27 protein-coding genes and 1 pseudogene are annotated in these 26,912 nt (G+C 71.9%); 17 read left to right on the forward strand and 11 right to left on the reverse strand.

What is annotated here, in order from left to right; all coding sequences use genetic code 11:
- Window positions 1-153: 153 nt before the first annotated feature.
- Window positions 154-1,611, reverse strand: a pseudogene (locus OO68_RS25740) (NAD(P)H-quinone dehydrogenase); the annotation flags it as partial.
- A gap of 86 nt (window positions 1,612-1,697) precedes the next feature.
- Between OO68_RS25740 and OO68_RS25745 the strand changes: the two are divergent.
- The 3 genes from OO68_RS25745 to OO68_RS25755 all read left to right on the forward strand — a co-directional run bounded on the left by OO68_RS25745 (window position 1,698) and on the right by OO68_RS25755 (window position 5,096).
- Window positions 1,698-2,135, forward strand: a complete 438-nt coding sequence (locus OO68_RS25745) for a gamma-glutamylcyclotransferase family protein (RefSeq protein WP_033311347.1) — start codon at window positions 1,698-1,700, stop codon at window positions 2,133-2,135.
- Between the two features lie 106 nt (window positions 2,136-2,241).
- Entirely contained in the window at window positions 2,242-3,066 is an 825-nt protein-coding gene (locus tag OO68_RS25750) for a purine-nucleoside phosphorylase (protein WP_031110318.1), read from the forward strand.
- A gap of 392 nt (window positions 3,067-3,458) precedes the next feature.
- Window positions 3,459-5,096 carry a phospho-sugar mutase gene (locus OO68_RS25755; RefSeq protein WP_033311349.1) on the forward strand — a complete coding sequence of 546 codons (1,638 nt, stop codon included), beginning with the start codon at window positions 3,459-3,461 and terminating at the stop codon, window positions 5,094-5,096.
- A gap of 36 nt (window positions 5,097-5,132) precedes the next feature.
- On the opposite strand, the gene OO68_RS25760 is transcribed toward OO68_RS25755, so the two are convergent.
- Both OO68_RS25760 and OO68_RS25765 read right to left on the reverse strand, forming a co-directional pair.
- Window positions 5,133-5,492 (reverse strand): DUF6204 family protein, encoded by a 360-nt coding sequence (locus OO68_RS25760; protein ID WP_033311351.1) that lies wholly within the window; start codon window positions 5,490-5,492, stop codon window positions 5,133-5,135.
- Between the two features lie 275 nt (window positions 5,493-5,767).
- Entirely contained in the window at window positions 5,768-6,472 is a 705-nt protein-coding gene (locus OO68_RS25765; RefSeq protein WP_033311353.1) for a PH domain-containing protein, read from the reverse strand.
- 156 nt (window positions 6,473-6,628) lie between these two features.
- Here OO68_RS25765 and deoC point away from each other — a divergent pair, with 156 nt between their 5' ends.
- The 3 genes from deoC to OO68_RS25780 are packed head-to-tail and all read left to right on the forward strand — an operon-like array spanning window position 6,629 to window position 9,913.
- Entirely contained in the window at window positions 6,629-7,591 is a 963-nt protein-coding gene (gene deoC / locus OO68_RS25770) for a deoxyribose-phosphate aldolase (protein ID WP_033311355.1), read from the forward strand.
- 5 nt (window positions 7,592-7,596) lie between these two features.
- Window positions 7,597-9,033, forward strand: a complete 1,437-nt coding sequence (locus tag OO68_RS25775; protein WP_033311356.1) for an aldehyde dehydrogenase family protein — start codon at window positions 7,597-7,599, stop codon at window positions 9,031-9,033.
- The gene (locus OO68_RS25780; protein WP_033311357.1) at window positions 9,026-9,913 is read left to right on the forward strand and encodes an aldehyde dehydrogenase family protein; all 888 of its coding nucleotides are present in this window, start codon (window positions 9,026-9,028) and stop codon (window positions 9,911-9,913) included. Before OO68_RS25775 ends, OO68_RS25780 begins: the two co-directional genes overlap by 8 nt.
- Window positions 9,914-10,040: 127 nt before the next feature.
- Here the strand turns inward: OO68_RS25780 and OO68_RS25785 are convergent, their stop codons facing one another.
- Window positions 10,041-10,436, reverse strand: a complete 396-nt coding sequence (locus OO68_RS25785; protein ID WP_033311358.1) for a hypothetical protein — start codon at window positions 10,434-10,436, stop codon at window positions 10,041-10,043.
- 56 nt (window positions 10,437-10,492) lie between these two features.
- Here OO68_RS25785 and OO68_RS25790 point away from each other — a divergent pair, with 56 nt between their 5' ends.
- Window positions 10,493-11,197, forward strand: coding sequence for a uridine kinase family protein (locus OO68_RS25790; protein ID WP_078625448.1), 705 nt, complete (start codon window positions 10,493-10,495; stop codon window positions 11,195-11,197).
- Window positions 11,198-11,383: 186 nt separating this feature from the next.
- On the opposite strand, the gene OO68_RS25795 is transcribed toward OO68_RS25790, so the two are convergent.
- Window positions 11,384-12,139 (reverse strand): SigE family RNA polymerase sigma factor, encoded by a 756-nt coding sequence (locus OO68_RS25795; RefSeq protein WP_033311361.1) that lies wholly within the window; start codon window positions 12,137-12,139, stop codon window positions 11,384-11,386.
- A gap of 238 nt (window positions 12,140-12,377) precedes the next feature.
- Between OO68_RS25795 and afsQ1 the strand changes: the two genes are divergently transcribed.
- The 5 genes from afsQ1 (at window position 12,378) to OO68_RS25820 (ending at window position 16,221) form a co-directional block, all read left to right on the forward strand.
- Window positions 12,378-13,055 carry a two-component system response regulator AfsQ1 gene (gene afsQ1, locus OO68_RS25800; protein WP_053675520.1) on the forward strand — a complete coding sequence of 226 codons (678 nt, stop codon included), beginning with the start codon at window positions 12,378-12,380 and terminating at the stop codon, window positions 13,053-13,055.
- A complete protein-coding gene (locus OO68_RS25805; RefSeq protein WP_033311362.1) occupies window positions 13,052-14,656 on the forward strand; it encodes an ATP-binding protein in 1,605 nt (534 codons plus the stop codon). The genes afsQ1 and OO68_RS25805 overlap by 4 nt, the downstream gene beginning before the upstream one ends.
- Entirely contained in the window at window positions 14,656-15,273 is a 618-nt protein-coding gene (locus OO68_RS25810; RefSeq protein WP_033311364.1) for a hypothetical protein, read from the forward strand. The genes OO68_RS25805 and OO68_RS25810 overlap by 1 nt, the downstream gene beginning before the upstream one ends.
- A gap of 85 nt (window positions 15,274-15,358) precedes the next feature.
- A complete protein-coding gene (locus tag OO68_RS25815) occupies window positions 15,359-15,943 on the forward strand; it encodes a VanZ family protein (RefSeq protein ID WP_033311366.1) in 585 nt (194 codons plus the stop codon).
- 65 nt (window positions 15,944-16,008) lie between these two features.
- The gene (locus OO68_RS25820) at window positions 16,009-16,221 is read left to right on the forward strand and encodes a PspC domain-containing protein (RefSeq protein ID WP_033311368.1); all 213 of its coding nucleotides are present in this window, start codon (window positions 16,009-16,011) and stop codon (window positions 16,219-16,221) included.
- 79 nt (window positions 16,222-16,300) lie between these two features.
- Here the strand turns inward: OO68_RS25820 and OO68_RS25825 are convergent, their stop codons facing one another.
- Window positions 16,301-16,627 carry a hypothetical protein gene (locus tag OO68_RS25825; protein WP_033311370.1) on the reverse strand — a complete coding sequence of 109 codons (327 nt, stop codon included), beginning with the start codon at window positions 16,625-16,627 and terminating at the stop codon, window positions 16,301-16,303.
- A gap of 142 nt (window positions 16,628-16,769) precedes the next feature.
- Window positions 16,770-17,927, reverse strand: a complete 1,158-nt coding sequence (locus OO68_RS25830) for an adenosine deaminase (RefSeq protein ID WP_033311372.1) — start codon at window positions 17,925-17,927, stop codon at window positions 16,770-16,772.
- A 123-nt stretch (window positions 17,928-18,050) separates the two neighbouring features.
- Here OO68_RS25830 and OO68_RS25835 point away from each other — a divergent pair, with 123 nt between their 5' ends.
- On the forward strand, window positions 18,051-18,809 hold the full coding sequence (locus OO68_RS25835) for an alpha/beta hydrolase family protein (RefSeq protein WP_033311374.1): 759 nt from the start codon (window positions 18,051-18,053) through the stop codon (window positions 18,807-18,809).
- 73 nt (window positions 18,810-18,882) lie between these two features.
- Here OO68_RS25835 and OO68_RS25840 read toward each other — a convergent pair whose 3' ends face one another.
- On the reverse strand, window positions 18,883-19,845 hold the full coding sequence (locus OO68_RS25840) for a LysR family transcriptional regulator (protein WP_033311376.1): 963 nt from the start codon (window positions 19,843-19,845) through the stop codon (window positions 18,883-18,885).
- A gap of 62 nt (window positions 19,846-19,907) precedes the next feature.
- Here OO68_RS25840 and OO68_RS25845 point away from each other — a divergent pair, with 62 nt between their 5' ends.
- From OO68_RS25845 to OO68_RS25855, 3 genes are all read left to right on the forward strand, one after another.
- The gene (locus OO68_RS25845) at window positions 19,908-21,182 is read left to right on the forward strand and encodes an MFS transporter (RefSeq protein ID WP_033311378.1); all 1,275 of its coding nucleotides are present in this window, start codon (window positions 19,908-19,910) and stop codon (window positions 21,180-21,182) included.
- 99 nt (window positions 21,183-21,281) lie between these two features.
- Window positions 21,282-22,430, forward strand: a complete 1,149-nt coding sequence (dnaN, locus tag OO68_RS25850; protein ID WP_033311380.1) for a DNA polymerase III subunit beta — start codon at window positions 21,282-21,284, stop codon at window positions 22,428-22,430.
- 152 nt (window positions 22,431-22,582) lie between these two features.
- Window positions 22,583-23,599 (forward strand): sigma-70 family RNA polymerase sigma factor, encoded by a 1,017-nt coding sequence (locus OO68_RS25855; protein ID WP_033311382.1) that lies wholly within the window; start codon window positions 22,583-22,585, stop codon window positions 23,597-23,599.
- Here the strand turns inward: OO68_RS25855 and OO68_RS44375 are convergent.
- On the reverse strand, window positions 23,483-23,869 hold the full coding sequence (locus OO68_RS44375; RefSeq protein ID WP_157852752.1) for an STAS domain-containing protein: 387 nt from the start codon (window positions 23,867-23,869) through the stop codon (window positions 23,483-23,485). The two genes, OO68_RS25855 and OO68_RS44375, sit on opposite strands and share 117 nt — an antisense overlap.
- Window positions 23,870-24,005: 136 nt before the next feature.
- On the opposite strand from OO68_RS44375, the gene OO68_RS25860 reads away from it, so the two are divergent.
- Entirely contained in the window at window positions 24,006-24,926 is a 921-nt protein-coding gene (locus OO68_RS25860; protein ID WP_033311384.1) for an AEC family transporter, read from the forward strand.
- Window positions 24,927-24,929: 3 nt separating this feature from the next.
- Here the strand turns inward: OO68_RS25860 and OO68_RS25865 are convergent, their stop codons facing one another.
- A complete protein-coding gene (locus tag OO68_RS25865; protein ID WP_033311386.1) occupies window positions 24,930-25,514 on the reverse strand; it encodes a Uma2 family endonuclease in 585 nt (194 codons plus the stop codon).
- 95 nt (window positions 25,515-25,609) lie between these two features.
- Window positions 25,610-26,893, reverse strand: coding sequence for a thymidine phosphorylase (locus OO68_RS25870; RefSeq protein WP_033311388.1), 1,284 nt, complete (start codon window positions 26,891-26,893; stop codon window positions 25,610-25,612).
- Window positions 26,894-26,912: the final 19 nt, after the last annotated feature.

Here is a 26,912-nt window from a genome sequence, read left to right on the forward strand (position 1 = left end):
AACGCCAGCGACCGTCTGCTTTCAGCAGTTTGCGCTGAATAGCAGAAGATGTTCGCACCGAGCAGCAGGAAGTGGTATAAGGCCTAGTCCCGCCGCCTATGCCGTACGCATGGTCGAACACTCCCCGTGACCAGCGAGGAGCCCGTTTCGGCCTCAGCCGTGGCCGTTCTCCTTGCGGGTGTGCAACTGCCGTGCCACCTCGGCGATCGAGCCCGACAGGGACGGGTAGACGGTGAAGGCGTTCGCGATCTGTTCGACCGTCAGATTGTTGTCGACCGCGATCGAGATCGGGTGGATCAGTTCCGAGGCGCGCGGCGCCACGACCACACCGCCCACCACGATGCCCGTGCCCGGCCGGCAGAAGATCTTGACGAAGCCGTCCCGGATGCCCTGCATCTTCGCGCGCGGGTTGCGCAGCAGCGGCAGCTTCACGACCCGGGCGTCGATCTTCCCGCCGTCGACGTCGGCCTGGGTGTAGCCGACGGTGGCGATCTCGGGGTCGGTGAAGACGTTCGACGAGACCGTCTTCAGGTTCAGCGGGGCCACCGCGTCGCCCAGGAAGTGGTACATGGCGATACGTCCCTGCATGGCGGCCACGGACGCGAGGGCGAACACGCCGGTCACGTCACCGGCCGCGTACACGCCAGGAGCGGTCGTGCGCGACACCCTGTCGGTCCAGATGTGACCGGACTCGCGCAGCCGGACCCCGGCGTCCTCAAGACCCATGCCGGCGCTGTTGGGCACGGCACCGACGGCCATCAGACAGTGCGACCCGGTAATGACGCGCCCGTCGGAGAGGGTCACCTCGACCCGGTCCCCCACCCGTTTGGCGGACTGCGCCCGGGACCGGCCCATGACGTTCATGCCGCGCCGCCGGAAGACGTCCTCCAGCACGGCGGCCGCGTCCGGGTCCTCGCCCGGCAGCACGCGGTCCCGCGAGGACACGAGCGTCACCCGCGAACCCAGCGCCTGGTAGGCGCCGGCGAACTCGGCACCGGTCACACCGGACCCGACCACGATGAGCTCCTCGGGGAGCTCGTCGAGGTCGTACACCTGGGTCCAGTTCAGGATCCGCTCACCGTCCGGCTGGGCGTCTGGCAGCTCACGGGGGTGCCCGCCGGTCGCGATGAGGACGGCGTCAGCGATGAGCGTCTCCTCGCTCCCGTCGGCGGTGCGCACGACGACCTTGCGCGACCCGTCGAGCGCCTGCATGCCCTCCAGCCGCCCGCGCCCGCGCATGACACGCGCCCCGGCCCGCGTCACGGAGGCGGTGATGTCGTGCGACTGGGCGAGCGCGAGCCGCTTCACACGCCGGTTGACCTTGCCCAGGTCGACGCCCACCACCCGGGCGGCCTGCTCGATGTGCGGGGTGTCGTCGGCCACGATGATCCCCAGCTCCTCGTACGAGGAGTCGAAGGTGGTCATCACCTCGGCCGTGGCGATCAGGGTCTTCGACGGTACGCAGTCGGTGAGCACCGACGCCCCGCCCAGACCGTCGCAGTCGACGACGGTCACCTCCGCGCCGAGTTGGGCGGCCACCAGCGCCGCTTCGTATCCGCCGGGTCCGCCACCGATGATCACGATCCGAGTCACGTACTCCATTGTCCCGCACGCAACAACGTGACACCGCCCGGGGGCCCGCCTACACGCCTGTCGTTACACGAGTGACGCCGGACCACCTGCCGTACCCTTCCCCCATGTCGCTCTACGCCGCGTACGCCGGCAACCTCGACGCGCGGCTGATGTCCCGCCGCGCCCCGCACTCGCCGCTGCGCGCCACCGGCTGGCTGAACGGATGGCGACTGACCTTCGGCGGCGAGCACATGGGCTGGGAGGGCGCGCTGCCGACGATCGTCGAGGACCCCCTCTCGCAGGTCTTCGTCTCGCTCTACGACATCGCCCCGATGGACGAGGAGTCGCTGGACCGCTGGGAGGGCGTGGGCCTCGACATCTATCGTCGTACGCGCGTACGGGTACACACCCTGGACGGTGAGGACACCGCCTGGGCCTTCGCCCTGAACGCCTACGAGGGCGGCCTGCCCTCCGCCCGCTACCTGGGCGAGATCGCCGACGCGGCCGAGTCGGCCGGCGCGCCCCACGACTACGTGATGGAACTCCGCAAGCGCCCCTGCTGAGGGCCGCCCGCCCGAGCCGCATCGTCGGAAACGACAAGACAACGATCGCCACCCCGTGAGCTCTGCCATCTACGCGCGTAGGCAAACAGCGGCTACCCTCATCCGCGTGAACGCATCTCTTCTTCCGGACGACATCCAGGGCGACCCCCACGCGGCCGCCGACGCCGCCGCGGCCCGCCTGCGCGAACTGACGGGCGCCGAGACCCACGACGTCGCCCTCGTGATGGGCTCCGGCTGGGCCCCGGCCGTGGACGCGCTGGGCGCCCCCGAGGCCGAGTTCCAGGTCACCGAGCTCCCCGGTTTCCCGCCGCCGGCGGTGGAGGGCCACGGAGGCAAGATCCGCTCGTACCGGATCGGCAACAAGCGCGCCCTGGTCTTCCTGGGCCGTACGCACTACTACGAGGGCCGCGGGGTGGCCGCGGTCGCCCACGGCGTCCGCACCGCCGTCTCGGCCGGCTGCAAGACGGTCGTCCTCACCAACGGCTGCGGCGGCCTGCGCGAGGGCATGCGCCCCGGCCAGCCGGTCCTCATCAGCGACCACATCAACCTCACCGCCACCTCCCCCATCATCGGCGCGAACTTCGTCGACCTGACCGACCTGTACTCCCCGCGCCTGCGGGCCCTGTGCAAGGAGGTCGACGCCACGCTGGAGGAGGGCGTCTACGCCCAGTTCCCCGGCCCGCACTACGAGACGCCGGCCGAGATCCGCATGGCCCGTGTCATCGGCGCGGACCTGGTCGGCATGTCGACGGTCCTGGAGGCCATCGCCGCACGTGAGGCGGGCGCCGAGGTCCTGGGCATCTCCCTCGTCACCAACCTCGCCGCGGGCATGACGGGCGAGCCCCTGAACCACGAGGAGGTCCTCCAGGCGGGCCGCGACTCCGCGACGCGCATGGGCTCCCTGCTGGCTCAGGTCCTGGGCCGCCTCTAAGGGGACGCTTCCGCAGGTCGTCCGGCGGCTGCGGGCCCGTAGTGGCCGGTCGCGCAGTTCCCCGCGCCCCCAGGGGGTTGCAGTCGCCCGCGCGAGAAAGCCGCCGCGGCCGCCCACGACGAGAAGGGGACGCATCCCCGGCCGCCTCGGAAGGGCGATCCCGCAGCCGCGTACGGCGAGAAGGGGCCGTGTCGGGGGGTGTCCGCCCGCAGCGGTTGGCGCGTCGACGGACGGTTAGTCGGTACGCAACCCCATCGCGCCGTTCCGAGGACGGACACCCCCCGACGCGGCCCCGACCCACCACCCACCGTCAGGCGAAGACGCGCACCCCCGCCACGCCGCAGGCAGAACCACACCGCACGCCACCACACCGGAGAGGCTGACACCACACCGTGCACGAAGAACTCATCGCACAGGCCCAGGCGTGGCTCACCGAGGACCCCGACCCGGAAACCCGCACCGAGCTCGCCCGCCTCATCGACGCCGAGGACCACACCGAACTCGCCGCCCGGTTCAGCGGCACCCTCCAGTTCGGCACCGCCGGCCTCCGCGGCGAACTCGGCGCCGGCCCCATGCGCATGAACCGCTCGGTCGTCATCCGCGCCGCCGCCGGCCTCGCCGCGTACCTCAAGAAGCAGGGCCAGGCCGGCGGCCTCGTCGTCATCGGCTACGACGCCCGCCACAAGTCCCACGACTTCGCCCAGGACACCGCCGCCGTCATGACCGGCGCCGGCCTGCGCGCGGCCGTCCTCCCCCGCCCCCTGCCGACCCCCGTGCTCGCCTTCGCGATAAGGCACCTCGGCGCGGTCGCGGGCGTGGAGGTCACCGCCAGCCACAACCCGCCCCGCGACAACGGCTACAAGGTCTACCTCGGCGACGGCTCCCAGATCGTCCCCCCGGCGGACATCGACATCGCGGCGGAGATCGCCGCCGTCCCGTCCCTCACCACGGTCCGGCGCCCCACCGAAGGCTGGGACACCCTCGACGACAGCGTCCTCGACGCCTACCTCGCCCGCACGGACGCCGTCCTGTCCCAGGGCTCCCCCCGCACCGCCCGCACGGTGTACACGGCGATGCACGGCGTCGGCAAGGACGTCCTCCTGGCCGCCTTCGCCCGCGCCGGCTTCCCGGCACCGGTCCTCGTGGCCGAGCAGGCGGATCCCGACCCGGAGTTCCCGACCGTCGCGTTCCCCAACCCGGAGGAACCCGGCGCGATGGACCTGGCCTTCGCGACGGCACGCGCCTGCGAGACCGCCCCGGACCTGATCATCGCCAACGACCCGGACGCGGACCGCTGCGCCGTCGCCGTCCAGGACGGCACCGACTGGCGCATGCTGCGCGGTGACGAGGTCGGCGCCCTGCTCGCCGCCCACCTGGTCCGCCGCGGAGCGACCGGCACCTTCGCGGAGTCGATCGTCTCGTCGTCCCTCCTCGGCCGGATCGCCGGGAAGGCGGGCCTGCCGCACGTCGAGACCCTCACCGGCTTCAAGTGGATCGCCCGCGCCGAGGGCCTGCGCTACGGCTACGAGGAGGCACTCGGCTACTGCGTGGACCCGGACGGCGTACGTGACAAGGACGGCATCACCGCCGCGCTGCTGATCACGGAACTGGCCTCACAGCTCAAGGAGGAGGGGCGCACGCTCCTCGACCTGCTGGACGACCTGGCGGTGGAGCACGGCCTGCACGCGACGGACCAGCTCTCGGTCCGCGTCGAGGATCTCTCCCTCATCGCGGCCGCGATGAGGCGCCTGCGCGAGCAGCCCCCGACGGAGCTGGCCGCCCTGCCGATCATCCGTACCGACGATCTCACCAAGGGCACGGCCGAGCTCCCGCCCACGGACGGTCTGCGCTACACCCTCGACGGCGCCCGGGTGATCGTCCGCCCGAGTGGCACGGAGCCCAAGCTGAAGTGCTACCTGGAGGTCGTGGTCCCGGTCGGGTCGCACGAGGACCTCCCGGCGGCCCGCGCCAAGGCGACGGCGCTGCTGGAGTCGATCAAGCGCGACCTGTCCACGGCGGCGGGCATCTGAGGCCCAGGGCCCGCACCGCCGCTCCCCGCCGAGGGCTCAGGAACTCTTCCGGGCGGCCTCCCGCCGCCGCCGCTTGCCGAGAGGCGCCTGGGAGAGGTCCTCGGCGCTGGACCTGAGGTTCTTGTAGCCGTACCCGCGCTGCTCCAGCCAGGCCCGCGCCGACTCCTCGGCCCGCTCGGTCGCCTCCAGGATGTCCTCCTCGGCCTCCCCGGAGTCCAGGAAGCGGAACGTGAAGGCGGGCCGCAGGGCCACGTCGTACGTGAGGCTCCCTTCGGGCGTGAAGGCCGCGCGCAGCACGTCGTGCTCAGCGGCCCTTGCGAGCAGCCCGGCCCGTTGGTCGGCACTCAGCCCGTCGAAAACGCCTCGGACGGTGACACGAAAGGTGCGGGTGCTCATGCCCCGAACCCAGGCTCGGGGAGCACACCGGCTCCACCGGTTTTCAACGAGGCGAAGCACGCCCGGAATCCGGCACCCGACAGAACCGGCGGGGCGGGCCACCCCAGCACCCGCAGAACCACTCAGGCGCCCAACGCCACCCCAACCGGCAGGCGCATCAGCCCACCAGAACCGGCAGGGCAGCCAGCCCAGCGCCACCAACACCGGCGTGCCAGTCAGCCCAGCCCCAAAACCGCCGGGCCGTCAGCCCCGCGGCACCAGCACCGGCCGATCCATCACCCCAGTGCCACAAGAATCAGCACCAACACAGCCCCCGCAACCGCCGGCGCCAGCACCTCGTACGCCCACCGCACCGTCACCTCGCCCCGCGCCGACTCCGCCTGCCGCCGCGCCTCGTGCAGCCCCCGCAGGTCGTCCATGATGCGGTCGGTCTCCGCCCGCACGGGCCCGTCCGACAGCGGCTCCCGGCTGAAGCCGTGCCGCAGCCCCTCGGTCGTGCCGAGCACGCTGCCGCGGCCCTCGTCCCGCCCCGTCTGCCGCCGCGCCTGCGCCGTCGCCCGCATCTCCCGCCGCGCGGCCTTCTTGCGCGCGCGCAGCGACACCGGCACGGCCCACAGCTGGTACTTCGCACCGGACTCCGTGAGGACCTCGTTCGAGTAGGCGGAGCGCAGCGAGGCGACCTGCCCCCAGGGCACGACGACGATGCGGAACGGGTTGCGGATCCGCAGCCGGTCGTCGCCGGCGTACACGGCCGGGCGCAGGGTGAAGGCGACGACCAACGGCACGACGAGGAGCAGCAGGGCGAGCGCTAGCCACGGCGTGCGCCCCTCCCCGGAGATCACTGCGTCGACGCCGAGCCATCCGGCGATGCCGAGCAGCATCACACCACCGGCGATGGCCGGGGCCGACCGGTACACCCGGTCCTTGGACTCGGGCTCCGCGGGCGGCGGCGTCGGCGCCTGGGAATCGGGGCTCGTCATGTCTCGATTCTGCCGGACCGGTCCGCGCGTCCCTCATCCACGTCCCCCACGTCACCCCACGTCACCCCGCGCCCGAGCACGACCGCCGGATCCACCCCGGGAGAAACCGGGGGGCTGTACAGCCGCTACGCGCGTAGATATGCTCGTCTGGTGACCATGCCCAGTTCTGCACTCACCGCAGCTCACCCCCTCAAGGACGTCGCCGCGTCCGACAGCGCGCTGCGCCGCTTCCTCCACGGGCTCCCCGGCGTCGACGCGGTCGGGCTCGAAGGCCGTGCGGCCTCGCTCGGCACCCGTTCGATCAAGACGACCGCCAAGGCGTACGCCATCGACCTCGCCATCTCGATGGTCGACCTGACGACGCTCGAAGGCGCGGACACCCCGGGCAAGGTCCGGGCGCTCGGCGCGAAGGCGGTCAAGCCCGACCCGACGGACCGTACGACGCCGTCCACGGCGGCGGTCTGCGTCTACCCCGACATGGTGTCCGTGGCCAAGGAGGCCGTCGCCGGCTCCGGCGTGAAGGTCGCCTCGGTGGCCACGGCGTTCCCGGCCGGCCGCGCCGCGCTGGACGTCAAGCTGGCCGACGTCCGTGACGCCGTCGCCGCGGGCGCCGACGAGATCGACATGGTCATCGACCGCGGGGCGTTCCTCTCGGGTCGATACTTGAAGGTGTACGACGAGATCACCGCCGTGAAGGAGGCCTGCGGGACATCGGCCCGCCTGAAGGTCATCTTCGAGACGGGCGAGCTCTCGACGTACGACAACATCCGCCGCGCGAGCTGGCTCGGGATGCTGGCGGGCGCGGACTTCATCAAGACCTCCACCGGCAAGGTCGCGGTGAACGCCACTCCCGCGAACACCCTCCTCATGCTGGAGGCCGTCCGCGACTTCCGCGCCCAGACCGGCATCCAGGTCGGTGTGAAGCCGGCCGGCGGCATCCGCACCTCCAAGGACGCCATCAAGTTCCTGGTGCTGGTCAACGAGACGGCGGGCGAGGACTGGCTGGACAGCCACTGGTTCCGCTTCGGCGCCTCCTCGCTGCTGAACGACCTGCTGATGCAGCGCCAGAAGCTGGCCACCGGCCGCTACTCCGGTCCCGACTACGTGACGGTGGACTGATCACCATGGCATCGGTATTCGAATACGCCCCGGCCCCCGAGTCTCGCGCGATCGCCGACATCGCGCCCTCGTACGGCCTGTTCATCGACGGCGAGTTCGTCGAAGCGGCGGACGGCAAGGTCTTCAAGACCGTCTCCCCGTCCACCGAGGAGGTCCTCTCCGAGGTCGCCCGGGCCGGTTCCGAGGACGTCGACCGCGCGGTGAAGGCCGCGCGCCGGGCCTTCGAGAAGTGGTCGGCGCTCCCGGGCGCGGAGCGCGCGAAGTACCTCTTCCGTATCGCCCGCATCATCCAGGAGCGCTCCCGCGAGCTCGCCGTCCTCGAAACCCTGGACAACGGCAAGCCGATCAAGGAGACGCGCGACGCCGACCTGCCCCTGGTCGCCGCGCACTTCTTCTACTACGCGGGCTGGGCCGACAAGCTCGATCACGCCGGCTACGGGGCGAACCCGAGGCCGCTGGGCGTGGCAGGCCAGGTCATCCCCTGGAACTTCCCCCTCCTGATGCTGGCGTGGAAGATCGCCCCGGCCCTCGCGACCGGCAACACGGTCGTCCTGAAGCCGGCCGAGACCACCCCCCTGTCGGCGCTGTTCTTCGCGGACATCTGCCGCCAGGCGGGCCTGCCCAAGGGCGTCGTCAACATCCTCCCGGGCTACGGCGACGCCGGCGCCGCGCTGGTGTCCCACCCGGAGGTGAACAAGGTCGCCTTCACCGGCTCCACGGCCGTCGGCAAGGAGATCGCCCGCACGGTCGCGGGCACGCGCAAGAAGGTCACGCTGGAGCTGGGCGGCAAGGGCGCCAACATCGTCTTCGACGACGCTCCGATCGACCAGGCTGTCGAGGGCATCGTCAACGGCATCTTCTTCAACCAGGGCCAGGTCTGCTGCGCGGGCAGCCGCCTGCTGGTGCAGGAGTCGATCCAGGAGGAGCTGCTCGACTCCCTCAAGCGCCGTCTGTCGACGCTGCGCCTCGGCGACCCGCTGGACAAGAACACCGACATCGGCGCGATCAACTCCGAGGAGCAGCTCACGCGCATCACCTCGCTCGTCGAGCAGGGCGAGGCGGAGGGTGCCGAGCGCTGGTCCCCGGCGTGCGAACTGCCCGAGAGCGGCTACTGGTTCGCCCCGACGCTGTTCACGAACGTCACCCAGGCGCACACCGTCGCCCGGGACGAGATCTTCGGCCCGGTGCTGTCGGTGCTGACGTTCCGCACGCCGGACGAGGCGGTCGCCAAGGCCAACAACACGCCGTACGGCCTGTCCGCCGGCATCTGGACGGAGAAGGGCTCGCGCATCCTGGCGGTCGCGAACAAGCTCCGCGCGGGTGTCGTCTGGTCCAACACGTTCAACAAGTTCGACCCGACGTCGCCGTTCGGCGGCTACAAGGAGTCGGGCTTCGGCCGCGAGGGCGGCCGCCACGGCCTGGAGGCGTACCTCGATGTCTGATGCACGACTGTCGGTGTTCAAGACCTACAAGCTGTACGTCGGCGGGAAGTTCCCGCGTTCCGAGAGCGGCCGGGTGTACGAGGTGACGGACTCGAAGGGCAAGTGGCTGGCCAACGCGCCTCTGTCCTCCCGCAAGGACGCCCGTGACGCGGTCGTCGCGGCGCGCAAGGCGTTCGGCGGATGGTCCGGGGCGACGGCGTACAACCGCGGTCAGGTTCTCTACCGGGTCGCCGAGATGCTGGAGGGCCGCCGCGACCAGTTCGTGCGCGAGGTGGCCGACGCGGAGGGGCTGTCGAAGTCCAAGGCCGCGGCGGTCGTGGACGCGACGATCGACCGCTGGGTCTGGTACGCGGGCTGGACCGACAAGATCGCCCAGGTGGTCGGCGGCGGCAACCCGGTCGCGGGCCCGTTCTTCAACTTGTCCTCCCCCGAGCCTACGGGCGTGGTCGCCGTCCTGGCACCCCAGGAGTCGTCCTTCCTGGGCCTGGTGTCGGTGCTCGCCCCGGTGATCGCGACGGGCAACACGGCGGTGGTGGTGGCCAGCGAGAACGCCCCGCTGCCCGCCCTGTCCCTGGCCGAGGTCCTGGCCACTTCGGACGTCCCCGGCGGCGTGGTCAACGTCCTGTCGGGCCGCACGGCGGAGATCGCGGCCCCGCTCGCCGCCCACCAGGACGTCAACGCGATCGACCTCGCGGGCGCCGACGAGGTCCTCGCGAAGGAGCTGGAGATCGCCGCGGCCGACAACCTCAAGCGGGTTCTCCGTCCACAGCCTGTGGATTACACGCAGACGCCCGGCACCGACCGCATGACGGCGTTCCTGGAGACGAAGACGGTCTGGCACCCCACGGGCTCGCTGGGCGCGTCGGGTTCGTCGTACTGAGCCGGTCGCACCGAGCCACCCCTCACAGGCCGAAGCCCCGGCCCTCCTCCGTCCGGGAGGGCCGGGGCTTCTCCGTGTGCGCGGCGCCCCGGATGCCGGTACCGCTCGAAGCCCGGGTAGCGATGAACTACCGCGAGAGCGGCTCGTTCAGGCGCTCCACCACCGGCATGCCTCCGATCGACGGCGCCTGGGCCACCGGCCCCGTCACCTCACGGGACGTCATCGGCTTGAAGTCGGCGACCTCGGTGCCGACGCTGTTGTCGAGCGGGTCGACTCCCGTTCCGGCGAGGGGATTGGGCTTGAGGCCCGTGACCGTGCCGGTGGTGTAGGCGAGGGTGTCGCTCGCTGCCTGGAGGCCGGCCCGGGGGTCGGTCTTCCCCAGGGAGGTGTGGACCATGTCCAGGACCGAGCCGGTGCCCGCCGCGGCCGTCGCCGCGCCCGCTCCCAGCGCCATGCCCGCGGTCACGAGGACGGCCAGGGCACGCTGGGCGGTCGGCTTCTTGGGTGAGTCGTGTCGGGCCATCACTGCCACCTTTTGACGCTGTGAGTAATCAGAACGACACGAAGGGTAGTTGAGATGTGACGCGCGCATCAAAGACGACCCGCGGGGTCGTACGGCCCCCGGTGGATGCCTCACACTGGTGTCCCGTGAGTTCTCCACTGCCCATATCGACGCGAGTCGTGCTGCTCTGCGGCCCTTCCGGCTCCGGCAAGTCCCTCCTCGCGGCCCGCTCCGGCCTCCCGGTGCTGCGGCTCGACGACTTCTACAAGGAGGGCGACGACCCGACGCTGCCGCTCGTGCCGGAGAGCTCCGACATCGACTGGGACCATCCGGACTCGTGGGACGCGGACACGGCCGTCGCCGCGATCACCCGGCTGTGCCGCACGGGCCGTACGGACGTTCCCGTCTACGACCTCTCGCTCAGCGCCCGCACCGGCGCCGAGACGGTCGACATCGGACGGACCCCGCTGTTCATCGCGGAGGGCATCTTCGCCGCGGAGATCGTCACGCGCTGCCGTGAACTCGGCGTCCTGGCCGACGCGCTGTGCCTGAGCCGCGGCCCGGTGAAGACGTTCCGCCGCCGCTTCCTGCGGGATCTGAGGGAAGGCCGCAAGTCGGTGCCGTTCCTGCTGCGCCGCGGCTGGCGCCTGATGCGGGAGGAGCGCACGATCGTCGCCCGCCAGACGGCACTGGGCGCGTACGCCTGCGACCGCGACGAGGCGATGGGCCGGCTGGCCGCGGCTGCGGCCGGCCGGTGCGCGAGCCTCCGTACGGCGGCCTAGCCTGCGGCCCGGTCGCAGGGGGCCGGAGCACAAAGGAAAGCGGGACTGGACGGACCCCCCGGCCCTCCAGTCCCGCTCCTGTGCTCCCCCGTGGTCCTCCCCCGAGTCCCCACTCTCCCGCGAAGACGCCCCCCAGCGTCCGTACGGTTCCCCCGTGGGCCCCCTTGTGGTGCTCCCCCCCGGCCTTCAGGCGACGAGCTCGCCGAAGGCGTCCTCCTCGTCACGGCCGAAGCTGAGGACCTCGTCCTCGCGCAGCCGGCGGAGCGACCGCCAGATGCTGGACTTCACCGTGCCGACACTGATGTCGAGGATCTCCGCGATCTCCGGGTCCGTGCGGCCCTCGTAGTAGCGCAGGACCAGCATGGTGCGCTGGAGTTCGGGCAGCCGGGCCAGCGCCTGCCACAGGACGGCGCGCAGCTCGGTGCCGCGCATCGCGTCCGTGTCGCCGGGCGTCTCCGGCAGTTCCTCGGTCGGGTACTCGTTGAGCTTGCGGCGCCGCCAGGCGCTGATGTGCAGGTTGGTCATGGTGCGGCGCAGGTATCCGCCGACCGCGGCCTTGTCGCTGATCCGGTCCCACGCCCGGTAGGTCGAGAACAGCGCGCTCTGCAGCAGGTCCTCGGCCTCGAAGCGGTCGCCGGTGAGGTGGTAGGCGGTTGCGTACAGGGAGGCGCGGCGCTCCTGGACGTAGGCGGTGAACTCCGCCTCCGTCAGCGAACGGCGCTCCCCCGAGCCCTCCCCGTACGCGGCTCCCCCGTGAGCCGCCCCCGTCCCCTTACTCTCCCCCGTGGATGCGTCAACCACCGTCATGAACGCGGTGTGCTGACGCCCGGCGCCGCGAGCGCACCCCCGCCCGCTCACGGCACCGGACTTCTCGGAACCCCTGTGCACGTCGTGCAGACGCGTGACAACTGCGCTGGTGCTGATGCCGTGCAGCGTGTTCATCTCGCGCCCCCCGTCGTGGACTTCCGGTGTGCGGCCCGCCTGTTCGGGCGGGCTTCCTTGCCTGTGCCGAAAAGCTTGCCGCGGCACTTTCATGGCCGTGTCCGCCGACTGTCACAGACCTGTCACAGGGGTCGGCCACAGGCCGGCCACAGGCCGCGCACACGCGTCGGCGGTACCGGCGGCACCGAGTGGGCCCCACCGGTCGAACCCCGACCCCTCCATGGGCCAGAATGAGCGCGTGCCTTCCCTGTTGCTGATCGAGGACGACGACGCCATCCGGACGGCCCTGGAGCTCTCACTGACGCGCCAGGGTCACCGCGTGGCGACCGCTGCCAGCGGTGAGGACGGTCTGAAGCTCCTGCGCGAGCAGCGGCCGGATCTGATCGTGCTGGACGTGATGCTGCCCGGCATCGACGGGTTCGAGGTGTGCCGGCGCATCCGGCGCACGGACCAGTTGCCGATCATCCTGCTGACCGCGCGCAGCGACGACATCGACGTGGTGGTCGGGCTGGAGTCCGGCGCCGACGACTATGTCGTCAAGCCGGTGCAGGGCCGGGTGCTGGACGCCCGGATCCGGGCCGTGCTGCGGCGTGGCGAGCGGGAGTCGAACGACGCGGCGAGCTTCGGCAGCCTCGTCATCGACCGCTCGGCGATGACCGTGACGAAGAACGGCGAGGACCTCCAGCTGACGCCGACCGAGCTGCGGCTGCTGCTGGAGCTGAGCCGGCGGCCGGGCCAGGCGCTGTCCCGGCAGCAGCTGCTGCGGCTGGTGTGGGAGCACGACTACCTGGGCGATTCGCGGCTCGTGGACGCGTGTGTCCAGCGGCTGCGCGCCAAGGTCGAGGACGTGCCGTCGTCCCCGACGCTGATCCGTACCGTGCGGGGTGTCGGCTACCGGCTGGACGCGCCTCAGTGACCCAGGCGCACCAAGGGGGGGCCCGCGGCTGGACCGGGGCGCGCAAGGGAGTTCTGTCGCGGCTGCGCTTCACCAGCCTGCGGCTGCGGCTGGTCGTCGTCTTCGGCCTGGTGGCCCTGACGGCCGCCGTGTCCGCGTCCGCGATCGCGTACTGGCTCAACCGCGAGGCCGTGCTCACCCGCACCCAGGACGCCGTGCTGCGCGACTTCGAGCAGGAGATGCAGAACCGGGCGGCCGCGCTGCCCGAGCGTCCGACGCAGGACGAGCTCCAGCACACCGCGGGCCAGATGGCGGGCAGCGACCAGCGCTTCAGTGTGCTGCTGGTCGGCCGCGACACCGCGGGCCGGACCGTGTACGGCAGCTCCGGCGGCCTGAGCGGCTTCTCGCTGCGCGACGTGCCGGTCTCGCTGCGCACGGCCGTGAACAAGGCGCAGAAGGTCGACGGCGGCAACAAGCAGCCGTACCACCTGTACTGGCAGCGCATAGTCGACCACGACACGCCGTACCTGGTGGCCGGTACGCGCGTGATCGGCGGCGGGCCGACCGGGTACATGCTCAAGTCGCTGGAGCCGGAGGCGAAGGACCTCAACTCGCTGGCCTGGTCGCTGGGCATCGCCACGGGCCTCGCGCTGATCGGCTCGGCGCTGCTCGCGCAGGCCGCGGCGACGACGGTGCTGAAGCCGGTGCAGCGGCTCGGGGCGGCCGCGCGGCGGCTCGGCGAGGGCAAGCTGGACACCCGGCTGCGGGTGTCCGGGACGGATGAACTCGCCGATCTGTCCCGGACGTTCAACAACGCGGCCGAGGCGCTGGAGAAGCGGGTCGCCGACATGGCCGCCCGGGACGAGGCGTCCCGGCGGTTCGTGGCCGACATGAGCCATGAGCTGCGCACGCCGCTCACCGCCATCACCGCCGTCACGGAGGTGCTGGAGGAGGAGCTGGAGGCGGAGACCGGCAGCATGGACCCGATGATCGAGCCCGCCGTCCGGCTGGTGGTCAGCGAGACGCGGCGGCTGAACGACCTCGTCGAGAACCTGATGGAGGTCACCCGCTTCGACGCGGGCACCGCCCGGCTGGTCCTGGACGACGTCGACATCGCCGACCAGATCACCGCCTGCATCGACGCCCGCGCCTGGCTGGACGCGGTCGAGCTGGACGCCGAGCGCGGTCTGCACGCCCGGCTGGATCCGCGCCGCCTGGACGTCATCCTGGCCAACCTGATCGGCAACGCGCTCAAGCACGGCGGCTCCCCGGTACGGGTGTCGGTGCGGGAGGCGGACGACTCGATCGTCATCGAGGTGCAGGACCACGGGCCCGGCATCCCCGAGGACGTCCTGCCGCACGTCTTCGACCGCTTCTACAAGGCCAGCGCCTCCCGGCCGCGTTCCGAGGGCAGCGGCCTGGGTCTGTCCATCGCGCTGGAGAACGCCCACATCCACGGCGGTGAGATCACCGCGGCCAACTCGCCCGACTCCGGCGCGGTGTTCACCCTGCGGCTCCCGCGCGGCACGTCCCCCGCGGAGGAGCAGTCCGCCGAGGACGGTCCGACGCCCGGGAGCGACACCGACCGGCCCCAGGGCGGCGACCTGAAGGGGGACGCGTGATGACCGCCCGTCTCGCGGCCGTGCCGCGTCTGATGGCCGTTCCGGCGCTCGCCGTGCTGCTGGCGGGCTGCGGGATCCGGGCCACGGAGGTGCCGACGAACTTCGGGCCCGCGCCCTCGCGGGTGCAGTGCTCGCTCTCCGAGCCGGACGTCTCGACGCAGGCGGCCCGGGGGCTGCCGGTGCAGGTGTTCCTGCTGTGCGGGTCCGCGCTGGTGACCGTCGACCGGACGGTGCGGGTCCCGGACGGCACGGCCGACTCCGAGCGGCGCATGCTCGTCGCGCAGGGCCTGCTGGACCAGCTCGCCACACCGCCGTCGGCCGCCGAGAAGGAAGCCGGCTACAGCACGGACGTCCGCGACGGCATCACCGTGGGCGGGCCGCGCCCCGGCGACCCGGAGGACACGCTGCGGCTGAGCACGGCACCGGCCGGACTCACCTCGTACGCCCTGGCGCAGATCGTCTGCACCTTCTCCGACTCGGCGGCGGCCGAGGGGGACGGCTCGGTGGTCCTGGGCGGGCCCGGCGCCGAGGCACCGCGCCGCTACGAGTGCACGGACGAGGTGCGGGCCCGGCCGGGCAGCACGGAACCGCCGTCGAAGGGCGTGGCCGGGGAGTGACCCGGACGGGTTGTGGCGCATGCCTCACAGGCCTGTCGGGGCCTCTCCCGGAACCGATCCTGCCGGAGGCCGCGTCTAGGGGGGCGTGCAGCGTCAAGGCTCCATCGGCGGCAGCGCCGCGTTCCGCATCCGTGTGACAGGGGGTGTCCTCCTCGTCGCCCACCTCGCGTTCGTCGCCTGGTTCACGCTGCGGCCGCTGGACGTGCCCTGGGTGATGCCGGCCAATCTGCGGCCGTTCGCCGGGATCAGAGCCGACCTCGCTCTGGGCTGGCCGGAAGCGGTCCGCCACATCGGTGAGAAGCTGGCGCTGCTCGCCCCGCTGGGTGTGCTGCTGCCGGTGGTGAGCGGCAGGCTGGCCGTCTCGCCGCTGGCGTCCCTGCTGCGCACCGTCGCGGCCGCCGCCCTGCTGTCGTGGGGCATCGAACTGCTGCAGACCGGTGTGCCCGGTCAGGTCGTCGACGTCGACTCGCTGTTCCTGAACACCGTGGGCGTGGCCCTCGCGCATCTCGCGGTGGTCCCGGCGGGCCGCTCCTGGCTGCGCCGCCGTACCGCCGCCCGCGTGCTGCGTGCGCCCCTCCCCCCGGAGGAGCCGGCTCAGGGTCGGACCCCGACGATTCCCAGGGTCGGGATCGCCCCGTGGAGCGACGCTTTGCCCCCTTCGTCTCCGTAGCGTGGAGTGCAGATGGGGTACTCGGACGAGAGGCCCCACGCACACCGACGTTGAAGGAGTCGCACATGTCCCGCCTCGCCCGCCCCACCCACGGCCGCATGATCGGCGGAGTGTGCGCCGCGCTGGCACGGCGCTTCGGCACCTCCGCGACGACGATGCGCGTGATCTTCCTCGTCTCGTGCCTGCTGCCCGGCCCCCAGTTCCTGCTGTACATCGCGCTGTGGATTCTGTTGCCCTCGGAGGACAAGGTCCACGGCAAGGCCAGTGCGGCCTGGTAACACCCGTGAAAAGAACGCCGATGGGGCGCACCCGTGCGGGTGCGCCCCATCGGCGTGTGCGTCCGCCTCGGCGGGAGGGTCAGGCGACCGGAAGGCCGTTCACCGGGAGCCCGCCGAGCAGCTTCGCGGCCGGGCCGGTCGGGCCCTGGGCGAGCAGTTGCCCGGCGACCGGCTGGGCGGCGGCGAGACCGGTACCGGCCAGGCTCTGCCCCTGGCCCACCGCCTCACCCGAGCCCGCCGGCAGCGTGTGGGAGAGCTGCTCCGCCGGGAGCGCCTGTGTGACGGTCTCCAGCGCCTGAGCGGTGTCCGGGACGGCCGGAGCGGCGTTGGCGGCGCCCGCACCGGCAGCGGCGAAGGCGGCACCGAGAGCGGCGACACCGAGGGACTTGGCAGCAGACTGCTTCATGAAAATGCGTCCTCGCAATGGAATGGCGGGGTGTGTGAGCGGTGCGGCGACCGTAATCATTCGGCGCCGCCCGCCGCAAACATCGAAATGCGGACGGCTTGTGAACACCGTCCGCATTCCCCGTGCGCCGATCGCCGCCGGATCAGCCCTCCGAAGCCGCGGAACCGCTGGTGGAAGCGGTCTGACGGAACAGCCATTCGGATTTCAGCTCGGCATACCCGGGCTTGATGACGTCATTGATCATGGCCAGCCGTTCATCGAAAGGAATGAAAGCTGATTTCATCGCATTGACTGAGAACCACTGCATGTCGTCGAGCGTATATCCGAATGCCTCGACAAGGTGCTCGAATTCCCGGCTCATGCTGGTGTGGGACATCAGGCGGTTGTCCGTGTTGACCGTGGCGCGGAAGTGCAGCCTGCGCAGCAGCCCGATGGGGTGCTCGGCGTACGAGGCGGCGGCCCCGGTCTGGAGGTTGGAGCTCGGGCACAGCTCCAGTGGGATGCGCTTGTCCCGGACGTAGGAGGCGAGCCGCCCGAGTTCGACCCGGCCGTCCTCGTGGACCTCGATGTCGTCGATGATCCGCACGCCGTGCCCCAGCCGGTCGGCGCCGCACCACTGCAGGGCCTGCCAGATGGAGGGCAGCCCGAAGGCCTCCCCGGCGTGGATGGTGAAGTGGTTGTTCTCGCGCTTCAGGTACTCGAAGGCGTCGAGGTGCCGGGTGGGCGGGTAGCCGGCCTCGGCACCGGCGATGTCGAAGCCGACGACGCCCAGATCGCGGTAACGGTTGGCGAGTTCGGCGATCTCCAGAGCGCGGGCCGCGTGCCGCATGGCGGTGAGCAGCGCGCCGACGCGGATGCGCTGTCCGTTCTCGCGTGCGCGCCGCTCCCCTTCCCGGAAGCCGTCGTTGACGGCCTCGACGACCTCTTCGAGGCTGAGGCCGCCCTCCAGGTGCTGCTCGGGGGCGTAGCGCACCTCGGCATAGACGACGCCGTCCGCGGCCAGGTCCTCGGCGCACTCGGCGGCGACCCGGACCAGGGCGTCGCGGGTCTGCATGACGCCGACGGTGTGGGAGAACGTCTCCAGGTAGCGCTCCAGGGAGCCGGAGTCGGCGGCCTCGCGAAACCACACGCCGAGCTTCTCGGGGTCGGTGTCGGGCAGCTGGGTGTAGCCGTTCTGGCGGGCGAGTTCGACGATGGTGCCGGGGCGCAGACCGCCGTCGAGGTGGTCGTGCAGCAAAACCTTGGGCGCCCGGCGGATCTGGTCCGTTGTCGGGGTGTTCGCGGTGGTCTGGCTCGTCATTTCCGCACTCTAACTCCTACGCGCGTAGAGGGCGCGGCCCCCGCTGCTTTACTTTTTCGTCGATACGTAACGGTGACCCCGAGGACGGGTCGTGTACACCCGCGCTTCTGACACTGTTCTGTCATGGCACACCAAGCGACGCCGGTTCGCAGGGCCCGGTTGGGCAGGGCACTCGGTCCGCAGCCGACGGCGGTGAGCGGCGCGGTGCTGCTGCTCCCCGGCGGTGACGAGGTCTCCGCCCGCAGACCGTCGACCGTGCTGGCGACCGCCTCCATGCGCGCCCTCGGGCGACGGCTGGCCCGCGCGGGCCGGGACGAGGGTCTCGCCGCGCACGTGGTGCACTACCGCTACCGCGGCTGGAACGGCAGCGAGGCCCGACTCGCGCAGGACGCCACCTGGGCGGCCGACGAGATCGTACGGCGCTACGGAGACGTCCCGGTCTGCCTCGTGGGTCTCGGGATGGGCGGCCGGGCGGGGCTGCGGGCGGGCGGCCATGACGCCGTCAACTCCGTGCTGGCGCTGGCCCCCTGGCTGCCGGAGGAGGACGTCGCGGCGCCACCCGAACCGGTGAAGCAGTTGGTCGGGCGCCAAGTGCTGATCGTGCACGGCACGAACGACGGGCGGACGGATCCCGAGCTGTCGTTCCGGCTGGCGGCGCGGGCGAAGAAGGCGAACCGGGACGTGTGCCGGTTCGAAGTGCACGCGGACGGGCACGGGTTGCATCAGTACCGGGACGAAGTGCTGGCGCTGGCCGAGGACTTCGTGATGGGGGCGTTGTTCGGGCGGGTGGTGTCGCGGCCCGTGCGGGACGCGTTCGCGGCGCCGCCGCCACTGGGGTTGCGGATGCCGCTCGCTGCGGGGTTCAGTCCTTCGAGACGGTAGCGCCGTTTGAGGTGCCCGTAGTTTTCGGGGCGCGGGTCTGTGGTGGGTTGCTCGCGCAGTTCCCCGCGCCCCTTCAGGTCGGCAACAGGCTGCCCCTTCTTGAGAGCAGGAACTTCTTGAAGGCTGCTACCGGCGGTGTGTCCGGGTGGCCTTCCAGCCAGGCCACGCCGATCTCGCGGGCCGCGCGGGGTGCCGTGACCGTCAGTTCCACCACCCCGGGGCGCGGGACGGCCGGCGGCGGCAGGAGGGCGACTCCCAGGCCCGCGGCCACCAAGCCCCTCAGTGTTTCCGCCTCTTCGCCCTCGAAGGCGATGCGGGGCTTGAAGCCGGCCTCCTTGCAGAGGTCGTCGGTGATGCGGCGCAGGCCGTAGCCGGGTTCCAGGGTGACGAAGGTTTCGTCCGCGGCCTCGGCGAGGCGGATGCGGCGACGGCCGGCCAGGGAGTGGTCGGCGGGGACGACCAGGCGCAGCTTCTGCTCGTCCAGGCGGCGGGCCACCAGGTCGGGGGCGTCCGGCACCGGGGACGTCAGGCACAGGTCGAGCTCGCCGGCACGGAGGCGTTCCAGCATGGCCTCGCCGTAGTTCTGGACGAGGCTGAAACGGACGCGCGGGTGGTCGGCGCGGAAGGCGTGCAGGAGGCCCGGGACGGTCTCGGCGCCCATGGTGTGCAGGAAGCCGAAGGCGACCTTGCCGGTGGTGGGGTCGGCGTCGGCGCGCACCTCCTCGGCGGCGCGCTCGACCTCGGCCAGGGCGCGTTCGACCGAGGCGAGGAAGGTGCGGCCGGCCGGGGTGAGGGAGACCGTGCGGCCGCGCCGGGCGAACAGGTCGACGCCCAGGTCCTGCTCCAGGCGGGCCATGGACCGGGACAGGGTCGACTGCGGGACGTTCATCTCCTGGGCGGCGCGGGTGACGTGCTCGGTGCGGGCGACGCCCGCGAAGTAGGCGAGGCGCGGCGCCAGCAGCTTCGACATCTCTGCCCTGTCTTCTGTGTCACTGCTTGGTGACAGGCGGGGCTGTGAGCTCGGTTGATGCACCATGGGAACGATTATGACCGTTCCATGCATTGGACGGATGAGTGCGGCGTCCGTAGGTTCGAGGCATGTCTCCCGCCAGTACCGGGGCGTCCACGATCGTGGGCGCCGATGCCTCTGTCCCCACCCCCGATGCACGTGTCTCCCCGGGCGGCCCCGGCTACCGCCGGATGAGCTTCGCCCTGTTCCTCGCGGGTGTCGCGACCTTCGCGCTGCTGTACTCCACCCAGGCGCTGCTCCCGCTGATCTCCGGCGAGTTCGGGGTCGCGGCGAGCGACGCGAGCTGGACGGTGGCCGCCGCGACGGGCGGACTGGCGCTGTTCGTGCTGCCGATGAGCGCCCTGTCGGAGCGTTTCGGACGCCGGGCGGTCATGACCGCGTCGCTGGCGGTGGCCGTCACGCTCGGACTGCTGGTGCCGCTGGCCCCCTCCCTCGGTGTGCTGATCGCGCTGCGGGCGTTGCAGGGCGCCGCCCTCGCCGGGCTGCCCGCTTCGGCGACGGCGTATCTCGCGGAGGAGGTCAGCCCGAAGGCGCTGGTCACGGCGATCGGACTGTTCGTCGCGGGCAACAGCGTCGGCGGGATGAGCGGCCGGGTCATCACCGGCTGGGTCGCGCAGGAATGGGGCTGGCGGATCGCCGTCGGTGTCATCGGTGTGATCGCGGTGGCGTGCGCGGTGGCCTTCCGGCTGCTGCTTCCCGCCCCGAAGCACTTCCGGGCCGGTTCGCTGCGGCCGCGCGTCCTGGCCCGGACGGTCCGCGCCCACCTGTCCGACCCGCTGCTGTGCCGGCTGTACGCGATCGGCGCGCTGTTCATGACGGTGTTCGGCGGCGTGTACACGGTCATCGGCTACCGGCTGACCGAGGCCCCGTTCTCGCTGCCGCAGGGCGTCATCGGCTCGATCTTCCTGGTGTACCTGGTCGGCACGGTGTCGGCGTCAACGGCGGGCCGGCTGGTCGGACGGCTGGGCCGGCGGGGCGCGCTGTACGCGGCGGGCGGTACGACGACGGCGGGCCTGCTGCTGTCCCTGGCGGGCTCGCTCCCGCTGGTCCTGGCGGGCCTGGTCCTCATCACGGCGGGCTTCTTCGCGGGCCACGCGGTCGCCTCCTCCGCGGTCAGCAAGACGGCCACGCACGGCCGCGCCCAGGCCTCGGCGCTGTACCAGTCCGCGTACTACATCGGTTCCAGCGCGGGCAGCACGGTCGGCGCGATCGCCTTCCACGCGGGCGGCTGGGCCGGCACGGTCGGGGTCGGACTCCTGGCGGTCCTGGGCGTCGTCGCGATCACGGTCTTCGGCACCCGGGCGGCCCGGCTCCAGCGCCGGGGACTGGCCACGGCCGCCTGAGACCCGGCGGCCTCCCCCCCCCTGGCCGGGGCCGGTTGTCAGTGGGTGCGGATAACGTCCGCGCCGGCTGATCACCGGTTCCGAGCAGGGGGATTTTTCATGGAGTTCCGCATCGACCGTACGGAGTTCGCCGATGCCGTGGGCCGGGCGGCCCGCGCGCTGCCCGGGCGGACACCGGTGCCGGTACTGGGCGGGCTGCTGCTGGAGGCGGGCGCGGGGCGGCTGGCCGTGACGGGGTTCGACTTCGAGGCGGCGGTCCGGGTGGAGGCCGACGCGGAGGTCTCCAGCCCCGGGCGGGTGCTCGTCCTGGGGCGGCGGCTGCTGGACGTCTGCCGGGTGCTGCCGGACGGGCCGGTGGGCTGTGTGCTGGAGGGCTCGCGGTTCACGGTGGAGGCGGACGGTACGCGCTTCGGACTGTCGACGCTGCCGCTCGCGGAGTACCCGTCGCCGCCCGGGCCGCCCGCGACCTACGGCACCGTCGACGCCGCCGCCTTCGCGACCGCCGTCGCCCAGGTGGCGGTCGCCGCCGGCCGCGACGACACGCTGCCGCTGCTGACGGGCGTGCAACTGCGCCTCGTCGGCGGGGAGATGACCCTGTCGGCCTCGGACCGCTACCGGTACGCGGTGCGGCGGCTGGAGTGGAAGCCGGGGGCGGCCGCCGGTGAGGGGGTCGTGGAGACGCTGCTGCCGGCGCGGCGGCTGCTGGACGTGGCGCGGTCGCTGGGGCGCGACGGGGACGTTCGGATCGGGTGGGAGCCGGGCGGCGGCGGGGGTCTTGTCGGCTTCGAGGGCGGGCGGACGCGGACCGCGCTGCGGCTGCTGGACGGGCGGCTGCCGGCGTACACGTCGCTGTTCGCCATGGCGGGGGCCGCGGTCGCCGAGGTGGCGCGAGAGGACCTCGTGGAGGCGGTGCGGCGGGTCGCGGTGGTGGCGGAGGCGAACAGCCCCGTGCGACTGGACTTCTCGGCCGGCGGATCCGTACGGCTGCGCGCCGGCTACGGCGACGACGTGGCGGCCCAGCGGCTGCCCGCCACGCTGACCGGCGCCGACGAGATGGCGGTCGCGTTCAACCCGGCCTACCTGCTGGACGCCCTGACGTCCTTCGAGAGCCCGCGGGTGCGGCTGGAACTGCTCGGGGCGGGGCAGCGGGCGCTGCTGCACGCGGTGCCGGGCGACGGGGAGGAGGGTGCGGGCGCGGCGGCCGGGGAGCACCGGCATCTGCTCATGTCGGTCAAGGAGCTCGCGTGAAGACCCTGTGGGCCGGTCCGGCCGGTCTTGGATCACCTGCTTCCACCTGCGCCTTTGTGCGCTCGGGGGGCCGTTGTCAGTGGGCTGCGGTAGCTTCCGAAGTGCTGGGGCGCGAAGGCGCGTGAACAGAACGTCCACAGGGGTGGGTGGAGATGGCGAACGGCACGGCGGCACCGACGGACCTGGACAGCAGGCTGGAGGCACACCGGACGGAGCTGACGGGGTACTGCTACCGGATGCTCGGCTCCTCCTTCGAGGCGGAGGACGCGGTGCAGGACACGATGGTCCGCGCCTGGCGCAGCTACGACAAGTTCGAGGGCCGCTCCAGCCTGCGCTCCTGGCTCTACCGCATCGCGACCAACGTATGCCTGGACATGCTGACCGCCGGCAACAAGCGTGCCCGGCCCATGGACCTGACCGAGTCCACCCCGCTCGCCCAGGCCGCCCTCTCCCCCCGACCGGACAACACCTGGCTGGAGCCCATGCCGGACGCCCGTGTGCTGCCCACCACCGGTGACCCGGCGGAAGCGGCGATCGCCAAGGAGTCCGTGCGGCTCGCGTTCATGGCCGCCCTGCAGAAGCTCCCGGCCAAGCAGCGGGCCGTGCTGATCCTGCGCGAGGTCCTCGCCTGGAAGGCCAGTGAGGTCGCCGAGCTGCTGGACACCTCGGTGGCGTCGGTGAACAGCGCCCTCCAGCGGGCCCGCGCCACCCTCGCCGAGCGGCAGGAGCCGGGCGCCGAGGCGGCGGTTTCCGATCCGCTGGACGAGGACCAGCAGAAGCTGCTGGACCGCTATGTGGCGGCCTTCGAGGGCTACGACATGACGGCGCTGACGGCGCTGCTGCACGAGGACGCGGTCATGACGATGCCGCCGTTCGACCTGTGGCTGACCGGCACGCGCGACATCACCGGCTTCATGACCACCCTCGGCGCGCCCTGCGCGGGCTCCCGGCTGGTGCCCGTCCAGGTCAACGGCCTGCCGGGCTTCGCCCAGTACAAGCCGGACCCCGAGAAGGGCGGCTTCACGCCGTGGGCGGTCCAGGTGCTGGAGATCTCAGACGGCCGGATCACCGGGTTCCACTGCTTCCTCGACACCCAGCGCTGGTTCCCGCTCTTCGACCTCCCCCTCCACCTCGAAGCGGAGACCGACCAGGTCGAGCAGGGCGCGTAGGGCCGGGTCGGGGTCGCGCAGCCGTATCCGCCCCCCGGCGCGGCGGGCGGCCAGCTGGAGCCGCGCCAGCAGGTCGACGGCGGCGAGGCCCGGCGGCCCCAGGCCCGCGACATCACACACCACGACCCGGGCACCGCTGCCGTGCAGCAGTGCCCGCACATCGTCGCTGAGCCCCCTCACCTCGTCCCGGGTGACGGGGCCGGGCAGTACGAGCACGGGCGGTGTCATGGCGTCCACGATCGGTAGACCGGGCGGGGGGCGGTAACTCATCGCGGCGGTCCGTCCTGTCGGCGCCGTAAGGATCACATTGACCCGGGCAGCGCCTTCCCCGGAGGGTTGGATGCATGCCCCACCGATCCGGCTCTGCCGCGCTGCCCTGTGCCCTCGTCGCCGGTGGGGAGGCACCGTGCAGGGGGTGCTGAGCGGGTTCGCGGTGATCGCCGTCGTCATCGGCGTCGGCTATCTGATCGGCCGGCGGGGGTATCTGGGCGACGGCGGCCGTGAGGTCCTGACGAAGCTCGCCTTCCACGTGGCGTCGCCGGCGTTGCTCTTCACGACCCTCGCGCAGGCCGACCTGTCCGTGATCTTCTCCGACCGGCTGCTGGTCACGGCGATGAGCACGGCAGCGGCGGCGGGGATCTTCGTGGCGGTGGGGGCGGTGCGCGGCTGGGGCGTGGGCCGGACGACGATCGGCGCCCTGTGCTCCAGCTATGTCAACTCCGGGAACCTGGGCATCCCGATCGCCGTGTACGTGCTGGGTGACGCGTCCCTGGTGGCGCCGGTGCTGCTGTTCCAGCTGGTCGGTGTCACACCGGTGGCGCTGACGGTCCTGGACCTGGCGACCGGCGGTCGTCAGCGGCCCCTGTGGCAGCGGCTGCTCACGCCGCTGCGCAATCCGATAGCGCTGGGTTCCCTGGCGGGTGTGGCGGTCTCGGCGTCGGGCCGCACGGTGCCGGGTCCGCTGATGGATCCCCTGACCCTGATCGGCAACATGTCGGTGCCCGCCGTGCTGCTGGCCTTCGGCATCTCCCTGCGCGGCAGCACGCTCCCGCTGCGCGGTGCGGAACGGGCCCCGGTGCTGCTCGCCGTGGCCCTCAAGTCGGTCGTCCAGCCTCTGGCCGCCTGGGCCCTCGCAACGGGCGTCTTCGGTCTCCACGGGGCGGCCCTGCTCGACGTGGTGGTGACCTCGGCGCTGCCGGCCGCCCAGAACCTGTTCACGTACGCGAGCAGCTACCGGGTGGGCGAGGTGCTGGCGAGGGAGGCGATCCTGCTGTCGACGGTGCTGGCGGTGCCGGTGCTGGTGGTGGTCGCGGCGGTCTTGGGGTGACGGTCAGTCGACCGGAAACTCACTGGTGTCGATCGTCACGTCGAACGGGTCCGGCAGCTTGATGGGGTCACCGAACTTCACGGCGCTCAGAACGCGGTAGACATCACCCTTCGACTCCCCGTAGAGCGTCACGGTGGGGCCTCCGGGAGCCCAGCGATCGACGAGGAGGTAGAGCGGGATCCCGGCGGCAGCGTAGGCGGCGGGCTTGCTGACGCGGTCGTGACGGGCGTTGGACTTGGAAGTCACCTCGACGACGAGTTCGGCCAGGGCTGCCGGGATGTGGGAGTCCGCCTCCGCGCACTCCTGCACGGGCGCCACGAGCAGGTCCGGGATGAACATGCCCAGACGCGACGGCACAGCGATCGCCATCGTCTGGAAGATCTCCCAGTCTTCGGGGATGGCGGAGTACAGGCGGCGCTGAATGCGGGCCGCGATCACGTTGTGGCGGGACGCGGGAGCAGGTGACACGGTGATGATCCCCTCGATGATCTCCACCTTGCTGCCCTCGGGCCATTCCATCTCCTCCCAGAACCGGACGAGGTCGTCCCAGTTCTGGTCGGGGTCCTGGCTCACGGTGAGTGCGCTCATGGCGGTCTCCTATCGGTGCGTCACCGATCCCAGCATGCCGAACGGGACTGGTGCGGGTCCACCAGTCCCGTTCACCCGAACGAGAAAACCCCAGGTCAGGCGATTCGTTCCAGCACCACCGGCGACGCCGTGAAGGCCGTCCCGGGCGCTGCGATGTCGTAGGAGCCCTCGACCGCCTGGAGGGCGTAGTCGAAGCGGTCCGGGGTGTCCGTGTGGAGGGTCAGGAGAGGCTGGCCCTCCGTGACCGTGTCGCCCGGCTTGGCGTGCATCTCGACGCCGGCGCCCGCCTGGACCGGGTCCTCCTTGCGGGCACGGCCCGCGCCGAGGCGCCAGGCCGCGACGCCGATGCCGTAGGCGTCGAGGCGGGTCAGGACGCCGGAGGCCGGGGCCTTGATCACGTGCTGCTCGCGGGCCACCGGCAGCGCCGCGTCCGGATCACCGCCCTGGGCCGCGATCATGCGGCGCCAGACGTCCATCGCCGAGCCGTCGGCCAGGGCCTTCGCCGGGTCGGCGTCCTTCACCCCGGCCGCGTCCAGCATCTCGCGGGCCAGGGCGACCGTCAGCTCGACCACGTCCGCCGGGCCGCCGCCCGCCAGGACCTCCACCGACTCGCGGACCTCCAGGGCGTTTCCGGCGGTCAGGCCGAGGGGCGTGGCCATGTCCGTGAGGAGCGCGACGGTCTTGACGCCGTGGTCGGTGCCCAGGCCGACCATCGTGGAGGCCAGTTCGCGGGCGTCCTCGATGGTCTTCATGAAGGCGCCGGTGCCGACCTTCACGTCCAGGACCAGCGAGCCCGTGCCCTCGGCGATCTTCTTGGACATGATCGAGGAGGCGATCAGCGGGATGGCCTCGACCGTGCCGGTGACGTCCCGGAGGGCGTAGAGCTTCTTGTCTGCGGGGGCCAGGCCGTCGCCGGCGGCGCAGATGACCGCGCCCGTGGTGTCGAGGACGTTCAGCATCTCCTCGTTGGACAGCAGCGCGCGCCAGCCGGGGATCGACTCCAGCTTGTCGAGGGTGCCGCCGGTGTGGCCGAGGCCGCGGCCGGACAGCTGCGGGACGGCCGCGCCGCAGGCGGCGACCAGGGGGGCCAGCGGCAGCGTGATCTTGTCGCCGACGCCGCCCGTGGAGTGCTTGTCGGCGGTCGGGCGGGACAGGGACGAGAAGTCCATGCGCTCGCCGGAGGCGATCATCGCGGCCGTCCAGCGGGCGATCTCGCGGCGGTTCATGCCGTTCAGCAGGATCGCCATGGCGAGGGCGGACATCTGCTCGTCGGCGACCTCCCCGCGGGTGTACGCGTCGATGACCCAGTCGATCTGCGCGTCGCTGAGTTCACCGCGGTCCCGCTTGGTGCGGATGACGGAGATGACGTCCATGGCCATGGCTTGGCTTCCTTCCGAG

Source organism: Streptomyces iakyrus, assembly GCF_000717055.1.
Lineage (GTDB): Bacteria > Actinomycetota > Actinomycetes > Streptomycetales > Streptomycetaceae > Streptomyces > Streptomyces iakyrus.

Excerpts from the sequence above, each read along its gene's own strand:
- OO68_RS25865 (WP_033311386.1), bottom strand. The coding sequence starts at position 25,514 with ATGAGCGCACTCACCGTGAGCCAGGACCCCGACCAGAACTGGGACGAC.
- OO68_RS25820 (WP_033311368.1), top strand. The coding sequence starts at position 16,009 with ATGTCCCGCCTCGCCCGCCCCACCCACGGCCGCATGATCGGCGGAGTG.
- OO68_RS25825 (WP_033311370.1), bottom strand. The coding sequence starts at position 16,627 with ATGAAGCAGTCTGCTGCCAAGTCCCTCGGTGTCGCCGCTCTCGGTGCC.
- dnaN (WP_033311380.1), top strand. The coding sequence starts at position 21,282 with ATGGAGTTCCGCATCGACCGTACGGAGTTCGCCGATGCCGTGGGCCGG.
- OO68_RS25840 (WP_033311376.1), bottom strand. The coding sequence starts at position 19,845 with ATGGTGCATCAACCGAGCTCACAGCCCCGCCTGTCACCAAGCAGTGAC.
- OO68_RS25745 (WP_033311347.1), top strand. The coding sequence starts at position 1,698 with ATGTCGCTCTACGCCGCGTACGCCGGCAACCTCGACGCGCGGCTGATG.
- OO68_RS25835 (WP_033311374.1), top strand. The coding sequence starts at position 18,051 with ATGGCACACCAAGCGACGCCGGTTCGCAGGGCCCGGTTGGGCAGGGCA.
- OO68_RS25810 (WP_033311364.1), top strand. The coding sequence starts at position 14,656 with ATGACCGCCCGTCTCGCGGCCGTGCCGCGTCTGATGGCCGTTCCGGCG.
- OO68_RS44375 (WP_157852752.1), bottom strand. The coding sequence starts at position 23,869 with ATGAGTTACCGCCCCCCGCCCGGTCTACCGATCGTGGACGCCATGACA.
- OO68_RS25855 (WP_033311382.1), top strand. The coding sequence starts at position 22,583 with ATGGCGAACGGCACGGCGGCACCGACGGACCTGGACAGCAGGCTGGAG.
- OO68_RS25830 (WP_033311372.1), bottom strand. The coding sequence starts at position 17,927 with ATGACGAGCCAGACCACCGCGAACACCCCGACAACGGACCAGATCCGC.
- OO68_RS25870 (WP_033311388.1), bottom strand. The coding sequence starts at position 26,893 with ATGGCCATGGACGTCATCTCCGTCATCCGCACCAAGCGGGACCGCGGT.
- deoC (WP_033311355.1), top strand. The coding sequence starts at position 6,629 with ATGCCCAGTTCTGCACTCACCGCAGCTCACCCCCTCAAGGACGTCGCC.
- OO68_RS25780 (WP_033311357.1), top strand. The coding sequence starts at position 9,026 with ATGTCTGATGCACGACTGTCGGTGTTCAAGACCTACAAGCTGTACGTC.
- OO68_RS25785 (WP_033311358.1), bottom strand. The coding sequence starts at position 10,436 with ATGGCCCGACACGACTCACCCAAGAAGCCGACCGCCCAGCGTGCCCTG.
- OO68_RS25845 (WP_033311378.1), top strand. The coding sequence starts at position 19,908 with ATGTCTCCCGCCAGTACCGGGGCGTCCACGATCGTGGGCGCCGATGCC.
- OO68_RS25775 (WP_033311356.1), top strand. The coding sequence starts at position 7,597 with ATGGCATCGGTATTCGAATACGCCCCGGCCCCCGAGTCTCGCGCGATC.
- OO68_RS25795 (WP_033311361.1), bottom strand. The coding sequence starts at position 12,139 with ATGAACACGCTGCACGGCATCAGCACCAGCGCAGTTGTCACGCGTCTG.
- OO68_RS25765 (WP_033311353.1), bottom strand. The coding sequence starts at position 6,472 with ATGACGAGCCCCGATTCCCAGGCGCCGACGCCGCCGCCCGCGGAGCCC.
- OO68_RS25760 (WP_033311351.1), bottom strand. The coding sequence starts at position 5,492 with ATGAGCACCCGCACCTTTCGTGTCACCGTCCGAGGCGTTTTCGACGGG.